This is a genomic window from Vibrio breoganii, assembly GCF_001677275.1.
GTDB classification, from domain to species: domain Bacteria; phylum Pseudomonadota; class Gammaproteobacteria; order Enterobacterales; family Vibrionaceae; genus Vibrio; species Vibrio breoganii.
Window position 1 is genome coordinate 617469 of record NZ_CP016177.1, and the last position, 13820, is coordinate 631288.

Annotated in this window: 9 protein-coding genes; 8 read left to right on the forward strand and 1 reads right to left on the reverse strand. The window is 42.6% G+C overall.

Translation table 11 applies throughout. The annotated features are described in order from the left end of the window. The first annotated feature begins 1 nt into the window (after position 1). The 8 genes from A6E01_RS02935 to A6E01_RS02970 all read left to right on the forward strand — a co-directional run bounded on the left by A6E01_RS02935 (position 2) and on the right by A6E01_RS02970 (position 12351). Positions 2–1216, forward strand: a complete 1215-nt coding sequence (locus tag A6E01_RS02935; protein WP_065209524.1) for a CpaE/TadZ family protein — start codon at positions 2–4, stop codon at positions 1214–1216. A 14-nt stretch (positions 1217–1230) separates the two neighbouring features. Then, positions 1231–2685 carry a CpaF family protein gene (locus tag A6E01_RS02940; RefSeq protein ID WP_065209525.1) on the forward strand — a complete coding sequence of 485 codons (1455 nt, stop codon included), beginning with the start codon at positions 1231–1233 and terminating at the stop codon, positions 2683–2685. A gap of 12 nt (positions 2686–2697) precedes the next feature. Continuing rightward, positions 2698–3663 (forward strand): type II secretion system F family protein, encoded by a 966-nt coding sequence (locus A6E01_RS02945; RefSeq protein WP_065209526.1) that lies wholly within the window; start codon positions 2698–2700, stop codon positions 3661–3663. 3 nt (positions 3664–3666) lie between these two features. Continuing rightward, complete coding sequence (locus A6E01_RS02950; protein ID WP_065209527.1) at positions 3667–4611, forward strand: type II secretion system F family protein; 945 nt, start codon at positions 3667–3669, stop codon at positions 4609–4611. A 15-nt stretch (positions 4612–4626) separates the two neighbouring features. Continuing rightward, positions 4627–5658, forward strand: coding sequence for a tetratricopeptide repeat protein (locus A6E01_RS02955; RefSeq protein WP_065209528.1), 1032 nt, complete (start codon positions 4627–4629; stop codon positions 5656–5658). Positions 5659–5879: 221 nt separating this feature from the next. Continuing rightward, on the forward strand, positions 5880–8978 hold the full coding sequence (gene lacZ, locus A6E01_RS02960) for a beta-galactosidase, LacZ type (protein ID WP_065209529.1): 3099 nt from the start codon (positions 5880–5882) through the stop codon (positions 8976–8978). Positions 8979–9056: 78 nt separating this feature from the next. Beyond that, on the forward strand, positions 9057–10142 hold the full coding sequence (locus tag A6E01_RS02965; RefSeq protein ID WP_065209530.1) for an ABC transporter ATP-binding protein: 1086 nt from the start codon (positions 9057–9059) through the stop codon (positions 10140–10142). A 64-nt stretch (positions 10143–10206) separates the two neighbouring features. Continuing rightward, a complete protein-coding gene (locus A6E01_RS02970) occupies positions 10207–12351 on the forward strand; it encodes an alpha-galactosidase (RefSeq protein WP_065209531.1) in 2145 nt (714 codons plus the stop codon). Positions 12352–12402: 51 nt separating this feature from the next. Here A6E01_RS02970 and A6E01_RS02975 read toward each other — a convergent pair whose 3' ends face one another. After that, entirely contained in the window at positions 12403–13746 is a 1344-nt protein-coding gene (locus A6E01_RS02975) for an MATE family efflux transporter (RefSeq protein WP_065210338.1), read from the reverse strand. Positions 13747–13820 lie beyond the last annotated feature (74 nt).

A 13820-nucleotide genomic window follows, 5' to 3' on the forward strand; every position in this document is an offset into this window, starting at 1 on the left:
AATGAGCGAAGTAGTGCATATGAGTGCCAACAATGAATTTAAACTGGCTCTAAAAAGTCAGGTGTCAGTTTGGGTTGTTTACAGCACAGATATTTTTAAAGAGCATATAGAAGCTGAGTTTAAAAGGTGTACTAATGCCTTTACCGACTTCATATCCCTTAGCGAGTTTAACTCTGTAAATTTGAGAGAACGTCAGGGACCTGACATTATATTTATTCAAGCTAATCATGATTGGGCACAAAAGCTTACAGAATTGTATTCTAATAGTTTGGTAGTACAAAACAGTAATGCCTCCCTTGTTGTTTTTGGTGATGAAGGTAATAGCTTTGACTTGAAAGTAGCTCTTAGAATTGGAGCTTCAGATTTCCTATCAGAATCAAGTACTCTTGAAGGTATCGCTTCAATCTTAACTGCTGTGGCTGAAGAAAAATTGGCAACGAGAGAATTTGCTGAATTGCATGTTTTTTTGAATAGTAAAGGTGGGAGTGGTGCATCCACCGTTTCTTTAAACACAGCTATTGAATTATCAAAAAACAAGTCGAATAAAGTACTATATCTAGATCTTGATATTCAATTTGGAGCAATTCAAGACTACCTAGATCTAAAGCCTCAGTATGGATTGCATGACATAATTGATGCTGCTGATGATTTAGATGAGATCGCTCTTCAGACCTTAGTTACAAAACATTCTAGTGGCTTGAATTTCCTTAATTTTCAACAAATGCACCCCATAGAAAATGAACTTAAAGCAAGAAGTTTACATACCGTAATTCCACTACTCAGGGAACATTATACCCATATAATAGCAGATTTATCTCGAGGCATTGAGGCTAACTATAGTTCTTTAATTTCTCAATCAACTAAAGTTTTTTTTGTCGCCCAACAAAGCTATGTATCGATAAAGAATACCAATGACATGCTAGAAGTATTGCAATTAGAGTTTGGCTTATCGAAGAATCAAGTTGAGGTTGTAATTAACCGTTACGAAAAAAAACAACATCTTAAAATAACAGACATTGAAGATGCTTTAGGGCAGGTACGAGTTCATGTCATGCCTAATGATTACAAAATTGTGAATGAGAGCTCCAATCTAGGAAAACCGTTTAGTTTGAATAAAAAGAAAAATGCTGTTTCGGAAGCTGTAACACGTTTAGCATCTTCTATTTCTTCTGTAGAGGAAGAAAAATCTAGTTGGTTAGGAAAGTTTTTCAGTTGAATTTAGGATGAAATATGTTTTTTAAAAGGAAAAATATCAACCCAGATTTTGAACAAAAAGTGAGTTCCCTAGATTCAGGAGACCCTACTAACGAAGCTGAGAATAACTTAAAAAGTAAAAAAACGGAAACAGCTCCTACTCCGACAAAGTCTAGCCCTGTCGTAAAAGATATACCTAGTGATAACGATAGGCATTTAAAGCAGGAGTTAGACGTAAAGCACTACTTTCATCAGAAGCTGCTGGAAACTTTAGATCTAGGTGTTTTGTCGAACCTCGAAGAAAGTAGAGCAAAAAAAGAGTTGCAGGAAGCTCTTCATCAGTTGATGAACGATGATAAAACACACGCTGTTAGCTTAGAAGGCCGAAAACGTGTAGTTAGGCAAATCGAAGACGAAGTCTTTGGGTTGGGACCATTGGAGCCTTTGCTACATGATAAAAGTGTTTCAGATATTTTGGTTAATGGACCTAAAAATGTTTACGTGGAGAGATTTGGTAAATTAGAGAGGACTCCTCATACATTTTTGGATGAAAAGCACCTGCGCAATATAATTGATCGAATAGTGAGTCAGGTTGGACGACGTATAGACGAAGCCTCTCCTATGGTTGATGCTCGCCTTAAAGATGGTTCTCGTGTCAATGCTATTATACAGCCATTGGCTATTGACGGTGCTTCTGTGTCAATACGTCGTTTTGCGGTCGATAGATTGAATATGGAAAATATGTTGGGGTTTAATTCCCTATCGCCTGAAATGGCTAAATTCATAGAAGCAGCCGTTCAAGGTGAATTGAACATATTGATTTCCGGAGGTACTGGTTCCGGTAAAACCACCACGTTGAATATATTCTCATCATTTATTCCTAGCGATAAACGAATAGTCACAATTGAAGACTCGGCAGAATTACAGCTTCAGCAACCACATGTTATAAGGTTAGAAACTAGGCCGGCAAACCTTGAAGGTAAAGGGGAGATTAGCCAAAGGGATCTAGTTAAAAACTCGCTACGTATGCGCCCAGACCGTATTGTTATTGGTGAGGTTCGTGGTGCGGAGGCCGTAGATATGCTTGCTGCGATGAATACGGGTCACGATGGATCTTTAGCAACTATTCACGCCAATACCCCCAGAGATGCTTTGAGTCGTGTAGAGAATATGTTTGCTATGGCTGGTTGGAATATGTCAGCTAAAAATCTAAGATCTCAAATAGCATCAGCGATTCATATGGTTGTGCAGATGGAACGACAGGAAGATGGTAAAAGGAGAATGGTAAGTATCTGCGAAATTAATGGTATGGAAGGTGATATAATAACCATGTCGGAGATATTCAAATTCCAACGACAAGGTGTAGATGAAGACGGCAATATTATTGGAGATTATATATCGACAGGTATTGTACCTGCTTGTCACGATAACCTAGTGAAACGTGGATTGGACTTACCTTTTGAAATTTTTAAAGCATCTAGCTTTAAATAAAAGAGATACATTATGAATGATTTAGGCTTGTTTCTAGTATTACTTTTTTTTGCCGTCTTGTTTATTTCACAAGCGTTGCTTTTACCTGTAGCAGGTCAAAAAGCGAAGCATGGCGAATTAACAAAACGTTTGAAGCAAGCTCAAAAAAAACTAGATGAAGAAAGCCTTTCTTTACTACATGAATACTATCTGAAAGAGATGACACCACTTGAAAGAGAGCTTGTTAAAGTTTCTCTTTTTGCTCAATTAAAGAAAATGATTGAGTTGGCAGGTATGTCAGTTACTTTAGGGAGGTTGCTCGGCTGGACTACTTTATCTAGCGTAGTAGTTGGTTTAACTGCATTTTTTACTGGTCAGTTGTGGTATCTATGTATTGCTATGTTTCTTGGTGTTTGGGTTCTCGTTTATATGTATATCCAAAAAAGGATAACAAATAGATTACAAAAATTTGAAGAACAACTTCCAGATGCGTTAGATATAATTAAGAGAGTATTGCAAGCTGGTCAACCTATAAATCAAGCATTCAAAGAAGTGGGTGACGAAATGCCAGACCCTATTGGTATTGAATTTAAGAAAACATTTAATTTGCTTAATTTTGGTTATGACATGCGACTAGCCATTTTACAAATGGTTGATAGGACTCCAACTATTTCAATGTTGGCTTTCTCCAGTGCGGTTATTCTCCAGAAAGAGACTGGAGGTAATTTAACTGAAAACTTAGATAAGGTTTCGAGAGTTTTACGTGCTAGATTTAAACTAGCCAGAAAAATTAAAACATTGTCAGCCGAAGCAAGGTTGTCATCTTGGATTCTAGTTCTATCACCCTTTGCGCTCTATATATTAACTCTGTTTTTGAATCCAGAGCAGGCAAAGCTACTAGTTACTGATCCCAGAGGGATAAAAGCGATCAGTATTGGTATTGTTAGTTTGTCGTTAGGGGCATTGTGGATTAGAAAGATAATCAATGTGAGGGTTTAGTGAATGGATTTTTCTGAATTAGCTTCTCAGCTAGGTGTCTCAGGCTTACTTACTCGAGATAATCTTTTCTTGATTATGGTTTTAGTTGGAACAGTGCTAGGAGTTTTAGCTATTGGAATGCTTGTTCTTGGTTTTAATTCTCCTTTGAAGCGAAAATTAAAAGCAATTGGAGGAGAAGTTCAGGGCCCACAGCGCTCCGATAGACTAGATAATGCGTTGGAGAGCATTGCTCCCGTTATGGTACCCAATAGCAAAAAAGAAAGAGATAGTATTCAAAGGCAACTGATTCAGGCTGGCTTTCATGACGCCACTGCACTGTCTTTCTTTTATGCTTTAAAGTTAGTAACGTTACTGATTGGATTATTTTTCGCAGCAGCTACTTATTTGTTGATGCAAGGCTCTAGTTATATGTTACTGCTTATACTCGCATGCTTGTGGGTGGGGCTGTTTGGGCCGAACATGGTCTTGGCAAAAATGGTTTCAGAACGAATAGAAAAAATAAAAGCAGGTGTTCCTGATGCCCTAGATCTATTGGTTGTTTGTACAGAGTCTGGTTTAGGGTTTAATGCTGCTTTAAAGCGTGTAGGAGAAGAGTTGTCGATTAGTCACCCCGAGTTTGCAGACGAACTAGACATGGTTTGTGCAAAAATACAGGCGGGTGTAGAGATGCCAGTAGCATTCAAAGAGTTAGTTGACAGAACTGGTGCTGAAGAGTTAACAGGGTTAGTTAGTATGCTTTCACATGCGGCAAAAATTGGTGGCAGCATCGCACAAACCTTACGTGATTACACTGAAGATTATCGAGATAAACGGACCCAAGCTGCTGAAGAGGTAGCCGCAAAAATTCCAACAAAGATGCTATTTCCAATGGTACTTTTTATATGGCCGTGTTTTTTCATCGTAGCTATTGGCCCAGGGCTTTTAACTTTGTTGGATGCGTTAAAATAATTAAGGATGATAACTATGAAACTTGATTTAAAGAAAGCGGCATTAACAGCTTTAATCTGTGCTGGGTTGGCGGGTTGTGCGTCTTCTGAACCTGAACCTGTAGAATTTGACGGTTCTTTGTATGCTGGTAAACCAGTAGATTCATTGACAAATGAAGAGCCTCCGAAGACCGAGATGGAAGCTATTACTCGTGGTGATGCCGCATTAGGTTCAAAAAATTATGACTTAGCACTGTATGAGTATTTACGTTCACTTTCTTTTTCTGATGCCACTCATCAAAACCAAACATTGTATACAGTAGGTAGAATTCACTCTGCTAAAGGGAATTTGCCCCTAGCCGAAAAAGCTTATATGAAAGCACTGGAATACGATGCAAATGATGTTAAATCTCTAGAAGAGTTGGGTCTACTTTATACTAAGCAAGGTCTTACTCCTGAGGGGCGCACTTACTTTTTTAGAGCTATAAACGCAGATCAAGTGAGGTTGAATAATCCTGACATTCTTACAAGTCACTCAGAGGTAACAGAGGATACTTTAAGTAAGTTGCCTTATGACTCTGAAAGCCCTTTTAGGAGTTATATGGGGCTAGGTATTCTTTCTGATGTTGAAGAAAAGCACGATATAGCTAAGCGTTACTATGAAAGGGCGTTAGAAATCAATCCCAATTCCACACAAGCAATTATTAACCTAGGCTATTCACATTATATGAGCGGTAGTTATTATTTAGCTCAAAGGATCACAAACAGGGCATTGAAGAAAGAGCCGAATAATGAAAAGGCTCTTAATAATCTAGCGCTAATATACATTGCATTGGGTGATAACAGGCAGGCTTTGAATATATTTAAGCGAAATATGTCTACGCCTGAAGCGTTAAACAATGTTGGATATTTTCTTATGTTAAGAGGAAAGTCGGACGAAGCCATTCCATTCTTCCAGCAAGCTATAGATAAAAACCCTTCTTACTATAAGATTGCCAACGAGAACCTTGAAAGAGCTTTGGCCGAAGTTAGGTTAAGTCAAGTAGAGCCAGTTGAATCTGAAGGCTAAACTTTAAGAAATGATGAGGGAGGAGACTCCCTCTATTTCTTTCTACCTCTCGATAGCTGTGATCTACTCCACAGCTTGAATCGAAATATAACCCACTTCCACTTTCTGCAATTTCTCTCCATTATTTAGAGTCATTTTACTGCTAAATTTCAATGTAAACGTTCTCATTAGTCAAAGTAAACACAATTTTTGACGGAACTCATGTTGCCTTAGGATTGTAAATGAAGAAATTCCAACAGGTTATAAATGCAAGACATTGGGAAAACTCCCTTGTGTTTTCAGCGAACAAACTTTCAGCTCACTCTAAGTTGCGCTCTTATCCATCCACAGAGCAAGCTTTACAGCAGATTACCTCAGAACAAACCAACGCCCTCAATGGCATATGGAAGTTCAAGCTATACGAAAAGCCAGAACTTGTCTCTGAAGACTCTATTTTACCTTCGCTAGACGATAGCAATTGGGACGATATATCAGTCCCAAGCAACTGGCAACTTCAAGGCTACGATAAGCCCATCTATACCAACGTTAAGTACCCGTTCCCCAAAAACCCTCCTCACGTCCCAGCAGAAAATCCTACTGGGGTGTATCGAACAACGTTTGATATTTCACAACAGTGGCTATCACGAAACACGCGAGTCATTTTCGATGGCGTCAACTCAGCTTTTCACCTTTGGTGTAATGGGAAGTGGGTTGGTTACAGTCAGGATAGTCGTTTACCTGCTGAATTTGATTTGTCGAAGTTTCTCACTGCAGGTTCTAATCAGATAACTGTGATGGTGTTGCGTTGGTCAGACGGCTCTTATCTTGAAGATCAGGATATGTGGTGGCTAAGCGGTATCTTTCGTGATGTAACCTTGCTGAGTAAGCCATTATTTTCTATCAGCGATGTCTTTGTCACAACTGAGCTTGATGCTTGTTATCGAGATGCCATTTTATCAGTGGAAACCAAGCTTTCTGCGAAGAGCGAAGGGCATCAAGTTCAGGTACAGCTGTTTGATGCACAGAACAGCCCTGTCTTTGAGCCAGTGAAGGAGCTTTGCGGCACTAAATGGATTGATGAGCGCGGTTCGTATGATGATCGCACTTTTCATGAAATACCCGTACCCAACCCTTTAAAGTGGAGCGCTGAAGAACCTAATCTTTACACTGTTGTGGTTTCTTTGCTTGATAGTAATGGTGAATTTATTGAGGCGGAGAGTTACAAGGTAGGCTTTCGTCAGGTTGAGACAACGGACGGTCTGCTTAAACTCAATGGTAAGCCTCTATTGATTCGCGGTGTTAACCGCCACGAGCATCACCCTGAGCGGGGGCATGCGGTCACTCGTGAGGATATGCTGCAAGATATTAAGCTGATTAAGCAGCACAACTTTAATGCTGTGCGCACTGCCCATTACACGAATCATCCCACATGGTATGAGCTTTGCGATGAGTATGGGCTGTATGTGGTGGACGAGGCCAATATAGAGACTCATGGGCAACAGCCGATGGGAAGGCTGTCTAACGATACTAATTGGCTTGCGGCCTACATGAGTCGAATGACTGCTATGGTTGAACGCGATAAAAATCATCCAAGCGTAATTATTTGGTCTTTGGGTAATGAGTCAGGTTTAGGCACTAACCATCACGCTATGTATCAATGGACCAAACAGCGCGATCCTAGCAGACCAGTTCAATATGAGGGTGGAGGTGCAGAGTCCGCTGCTACTGATATTATTTGCCCTATGTATCCGAGAGTCGACATTGATCTGCCGTACTCTGAGCATGATCCTAAGCACTTAAAATTCGGCATCAAAAACTGGATCAGCAAGCCCAATGAAACTCGTCCACTTATCATGTGTGAGTATGCTCATGCGATGGGCAATAGCCTAGGAGGCTTTTATAAGTATTGGGAGGCTTTTCGTCGTTATCCTCGTCTTCAGGGCGGGTTTATTTGGGATTGGGTCGATCAAGGCTTAGTGAAGGTTGATGAAAAAGGTCAGTCCTATTGGGCCTATGGTGGCGACTTTGGCGATACCATTAATGACCGACAGTTTTGTATCAACGGCTTAGTGTCTCCAGATAGAGTGCCTCACCCTAGTGCATCAGAGGCGAAAAAGGCGCAGCAGTTTATTCAGTTCAGGCTTGTTGATACTAAGCCTCTTAGTATTGAATTAATAAGTGAGTACTTATTTACTAAGGTGACAAATCAGCTAGCCAATTGGCAGATCACTGAAAATGGCGAGACGATTGCTAGCGGTGAATTTAGGTTAGATATTGAAGCTGAAGGGCGTCAGTACATTGAATTGCTTAAAGAATTACCTCTCGTAAAGCCTGGTTGTGAGTACCACCTAAATCTACAACTATGCCTTATAGAGAACACATCTTGGGCTGATGTGGGTCATCAGCTTGCGCACCATCAGTTTGAACTTCCTGCAAGTAGTGAGTTGCAACTACAAAGCCCCCCTATGATAAATGGCAATCTATCGAGAACGGAGACAGATGCGCATCTATCTATATTTAATGACAACTTTTCCATCGAGTTTGATCAAACAACAGGACTATTAACAAAGTGGCTCAAGGGCAGTAAATCGATACTTGAGTTACCTCTTATTGATAACTTCTACCGGGCTCCGCTGGATAACGACATTGGTACCAGTGAAGCGAACAATCTTGACCCTAATACTTGGGTGGCAATTTGGAATAGTGCGGGTCTTAATAACTTGCAACGACGTTGTGTTTCGATTGAGGCGTCAAGTGTTGGTAATGATTGCCTCGTTGAGGTGATATCGATCCACAAGGCCAACGATGTGGATGGCATTAAGTCGGATTGGCAGTACCGCATCTCACCTGAGGGACAAATTGAACTCACAGTGAATGTTTACCTCGCCAATGGCCTGCCTTGTCTGCCAAGGGTCGGAATAGAGTTTGCGGTACCCAAAGGGCCAAAAGCGGTACAGTTTTATGGTTTAGGACCTCATGAGAACTATCCAGATCGTAAGCTTTCTACTTATGTAGGTAAGCACACACAAACTATCGAAGAGATGCACACGGATTATGTGTACCCATCGGAGAATGGCTTGCGATGCGATGTGCGAAATGCCTCTATAGGATCATTAAATATCAATGGTTTATTCCATTTTGCGGTAAGTCGCTATAGTCAATGCAATCTAGCGGAGGCGGATCACATCAATGACCTACATGATTCGGGTAGATTATATATACGCATAGATTCTGAGCATATGGGGATCGGTGGTGATGACTCATGGAGTCGCAGTGTTCATGATGAATACTTGCTGAAGAACAAGCACCATCACTATCAAATTACGCTTTCGGCAGACTAACACTTATACCAATCTAACAATTTAGTTCGGTTGGTATTAAGTCGCCTTGATTAGATTGAGGCCAACAAGGAACGAGTAATGGCTAACATAAAACTGACCAACCTAGTTAAATCCTTTGGTGATACTGAAATTATCCACGGTGTTGATCTTGATATTAAAAACGGTGAATTTGTCGTTTTTGTTGGCCCGTCAGGGTGCGGGAAATCCACCTTGCTCCGCTTAATTGCAGGGCTTGAGGAGATCACATCGGGCACTTTAGAGATCGATGGTGAAGTGGTCAACGATGTCGACCCTGCTGAGCGCGGTATTGCGATGGTGTTTCAAACCTATGCTCTCTATCCACATATGACCGTTGAAGAGAATATGGGCTTTAGTTTGCGCATGAATGGCGTTGATAAAACCGTGATTTCGGAAAAGGTCATGGCCGCAGCAACCGCTTTGCAGTTGGAGAGTTTGCTGCATCGCAAGCCTAAAGAGTTATCGGGTGGTCAGCGTCAAAGGGTCGCTATAGGTCGTGCGATTGTGCGTGATCCTAAGGTTTTTTTGTTTGATGAGCCCTTATCAAATCTTGATGCAGAGCTTCGTGTGGATATGCGACTGCAGATTGCTTCCTTGCATGATGAACTTCAGAACACCATGGTTTATGTCACTCACGATCAGGTCGAAGCGATGACACTGGCGGATAAGATCGTGGTGTTACGTTTAGGTAATATCGAGCAGGTAGGCTCTCCATTAGAGCTCTATAATCGACCAGCGAACGAGTTTGTCGCAGGGTTCATTGGCTCTCCAAAGATGAACATGCTGCCTGCGGTTGTGGTCGATATGGTAGATAACAGTGCAACCATAAGAACGCCGGATGACCAAGTGTTTTCTATTCCAGCAGATGTCAGTTCTCTTGAGTTAGGAGACAAGGTGACCTTTGGCGTTCGTCCTGAGCATCTTTCCATTGAGAAAAATGGCGAACACACCCTGCATTTTATAACTCAGGCCGTTGAGCGCTTGGGTAACAGCACCTATTTATTTGGCCAAGTGGGTGGTTATGACAACTATAAGGTACATGTTAGTGGCGATCGGGAAATCAAGCGTGGCGATGAATTACAGCTAAGCTTTGATACCCAAAATTGTCATCTATTCTTCGAGAGTAGCTGTATTACTAACCTTTAGCCTACCGTTATCAATGACGCAGTGGTCATGAGCAAGTTCTTGAGGCTGCGTTTGAGGAGCCATTATGTCTCAAGAACTGCCTCAAGAGTTTGTGCAACTCAATAGCCAAGTATCTTCACTCATCGTCAGATTATTGCCTGCTCCAGAGATCGTATACTGGGGCAAGGCTATTCCAACTTTAACCTCCGAGGCTGAATTTTCAGCCATTATCGACAGAGCCATATCTCAAGCGCGGCTAGATGTGGATGTCCCAGTTACTCTTTGTCCTGAGATCGGGCGTGGTAGTTTTGGATCGTCAGGGCTTGAGGGGCACCATCAAGGTAAGAGTTGGGCTCCTGTATTTCAATATGCCAACCACACACTCACCGGAGATTGTCTGACCATCGAGTGCGCGGATAAGCTGGCCAAACTTTCAATTAAAATCGACTTGGTACTCGATGAACAAAGCGGCGTGCTAAGTAAATCAATCAGCGTCACCAACCATCACCAAGCAGATTATCAACTAGAAAAATTGGCTCTCACCATCCCCATTCCTTATCGAGCTAAAGAGGTGATGTCATTTTCTGGCCGATGGAGTCGAGAGTTTCAAGCTCAGCGGCACAGCATTGAGCATGGCGTCTTTACCCAAGAGAATCGCCGAGGACGCACCTCTCATGAGTACTTTCCCGGTTGTATCGTCGGCAATAAAGCCTTTACTCACCAAACCGGTGAGGTATGGGGTTTTCATCTAGGTTGGAGTGGCAATCACCATTGGCGAGCGGAAGCCAAAAGCGATGGTCGGCGCTTTGTACAAGCGGGTGAATTACTGATGCCTGGAGAGGTAAGACTTAAACAGGGCGAAAGCTACACCTCACCGACGCTGTATGCTTCCTATAGTTGCAGTGGCCTCAACGGCTTGCGACAGGCGAATCACAACTATGTTCGCCAAAATATCTTGGTACTTGAGCAAGATAAACCTCGCCCCGTTCACCTCAATACATGGGAAGGTATCTACTTTGATCACGAGCCTGATTATATCTGTCAGATGGCAAGCGAGGCGGCCAAGATGGGAGTCGAACGCTTCATTATTGATGATGGTTGGTTCAAAGGGCGCAACAATGATAAAGCCGCATTGGGTGACTGGACTTTAGATAAAACAAAGTACCCCAAGGGACTCACTCCTGTGATTGAACATATCAATCAGCTAGGTATGGAGTTTGGTATTTGGGTGGAGCCTGAGATGGTCAATCCTGATTCTGACCTCTTTAGGGCTCATCCAGAATGGGTGTTAAGCACATCGGGCTACCCACTGACTACTGGGCGTAACCAATTGGTGCTTAACCTGCAAATCCCTGAGTGTTTTGATTACTTGTATCGTTGTCTTGATGGCCTACTGAGCCAGAACAATATCGCCTATATTAAATGGGATATGAACAGAGAGTTGCTTCAACCAAGCCATGAAGAAAAGGCTGGCGTTAGAGGGCAAACGTTAGCCTTCTACCGTCTGGTGGATAAGCTTAGAGTCGCTCATTCTGAGGTAGAAATAGAATCATGTTCGTCTGGCGGTGGCCGAATGGATTATGAAGTGCTGAAGCGTACCCATAGATTCTGGAGCTCAGACTGTAATGACGCACTTGAGAGACAAACCATACAGCAAAATATGAGCCTGTTTTTTCCGCCGGAGGTATTAGGCACTCATATTGGTCCGGCTCACAGCCACACCACACGTCGCCAGCATAGTATTAACTTTCGAGGTGTCACGGCACTGTTTGGTCATATGGGCGTGGAGCTAGACCCTGTTAAAGAAAGCGAACAAGAGCGCAGGGCATTTGCCAGATACATAGAGCTGCACAAACAACATCGAACACTTCTGCACTGTGGGCACTCGTTTGTGTTCGACAGCTGTGAGGCTACGAGAAATACCCATGGTGTCTACGATGATACTCAGTTGCTGCTGGCTATCTGTCAAAAGGCGATGCCAGACTACTCACTTCCAGAGCCCGTTTTGTTGGACATGCTTGATGAAAATGCCAGTTATCAGCTGTCTTTGTTAGAGCTTCCCGAACATGGTGAGGGGATAATGAAGCACTACCCAAATTGGATTGAGCAATTGCGTGCTAATCAAGAGGTGAAAGTGCATGGCAGTGTGCTAAAGCAAATAGGTCTGTCACTGCCGATACAAGACCCTGAAACCTGTTTGTTACTTCACTTTGCAAAATGTGAGGATTAGTCAGTAGAGCGTTGAACAATAAGGGCGAACTCAATGAGTTCGCCCTTATGTTTAAATCAGCTTAAATCGTTCCCAAATTCTAGAACGCCAGCGAAATGCCATGATAATACCGCGAATCCATTCATCTGCCGCAATAGCCAGCCATGCGCCAATAACGCCTAGGCCAAAGTAGATGCCAAATACGTAGGTGAGTCCTACGCCAAATCCCCACATGCACAAGATACCTACCTGTACAGGGTATTTTACGTCACCGGTTCCTTTGAGCGCAGAGATGAAGATCAGGTTAAATACACGACCGCCCTCAAGCAGTATTGAGCCCATCATCAAGCCCATCGCAAGGGTTATTACTTCTGGGTCTTCGGTGAAAACCCTAAGTAGGGTTTCGCTGCTAAGGTAGAAGAGGGTGCTGACACCCACAGAGGCAAGAAAGCCTACCACAAAGTACCTCTGAACCTTAATCAGTATGCTGTTATTCCAACCTTTGCCAACAAAATAGCTGGTTTGGATCTGGCTGGCTTGCCCTAGTGATAAAGAGAAAGCAAAGGTAAAGCGAGCCAAATTCTGTGCATAGGTAAAGGCCGTTAGTGATGCGGTGCCCATCTGCACAACAAAATAAATGATGACCATCTGTGAAAGGTTGTAAGAGAGGATCTCTCCTGCGTTCATAACGCCCAAGCGCAGTATCTTTTTATAGGTGGAAGAAAGCACCTGCGTTGCTTTGCTGAGTCTAGGCTTCAGATCTTTTTTGATCAGCAGGTACCACATGCAGATCGCCCCAAGCAACTGGCTGATCACAGTAACGGTGGCAACGCCGGGTACACCATAAACCGGTAAGCCAAATGGTGAATACAAAACGCAGTAGTTGCCGATGACATTTAAAACGCCAAAGATGAGGTTGATCAGCATTGGGGAGCGAGAGAAACCATGGCTGCGCAAAATGGTAGAAAACACCACGCTGGTGGTAACAAATCCGGCGCAAGTACCACTAATGATCAGGTATTGGTGTGCATACTCTGCAACTTGTGGCTCAAGGCTAAATAGCCCCACTATGTTGTCAGAGAAAAAGAAGAACAAACTGCCTAGAATAATGGAAACGGCAAAGCCTAGGATAACGCTGGCAATCCCCACATGTTCTGCATCGCCAGAGCGCCCAGCGCCATTATATTGAGCAATCAAGATGCCTGTACCGGTGCTGACCATCATAGATACTATGATGATAAAGAAACTGATCGGCGAAATAACGCCAACGGCAGATACGGCAAGATCCGAGTAACCACTTAGCATGAACACATCACTGGTGTTCAGGGCATTGCGTAATAATGCCTCGACGAATATAGGCCAGGTTAAGGCGACGATATTCATACGTTTATTCATGGTTTGTGAAGAATCAGACATAAAATGTGCACGGGATTTTAATTGGTGCGCAAGTATACAGATATCATAATTTTGATGCATTGATTAATACGCAG

Excerpts from the sequence above, each read along its gene's own strand:
- A6E01_RS02975 (WP_065210338.1), bottom strand. The coding sequence starts at position 13,746 with ATGTCTGATTCTTCACAAACCATGAATAAACGTATGAATATCGTCGCC.
- A6E01_RS02955 (WP_065209528.1), top strand. The coding sequence starts at position 4,627 with ATGAAACTTGATTTAAAGAAAGCGGCATTAACAGCTTTAATCTGTGCT.
- A6E01_RS02950 (WP_065209527.1), top strand. The coding sequence starts at position 3,667 with ATGGATTTTTCTGAATTAGCTTCTCAGCTAGGTGTCTCAGGCTTACTT.
- A6E01_RS02970 (WP_065209531.1), top strand. The coding sequence starts at position 10,207 with ATGTCTCAAGAACTGCCTCAAGAGTTTGTGCAACTCAATAGCCAAGTA.
- A6E01_RS02935 (WP_065209524.1), top strand. The coding sequence starts at position 2 with ATGAGCGAAGTAGTGCATATGAGTGCCAACAATGAATTTAAACTGGCT.
- A6E01_RS02945 (WP_065209526.1), top strand. The coding sequence starts at position 2,698 with ATGAATGATTTAGGCTTGTTTCTAGTATTACTTTTTTTTGCCGTCTTG.
- lacZ (WP_065209529.1), top strand. The coding sequence starts at position 5,880 with ATGAAGAAATTCCAACAGGTTATAAATGCAAGACATTGGGAAAACTCC.
- A6E01_RS02965 (WP_065209530.1), top strand. The coding sequence starts at position 9,057 with ATGGCTAACATAAAACTGACCAACCTAGTTAAATCCTTTGGTGATACT.
- A6E01_RS02940 (WP_065209525.1), top strand. The coding sequence starts at position 1,231 with ATGTTTTTTAAAAGGAAAAATATCAACCCAGATTTTGAACAAAAAGTG.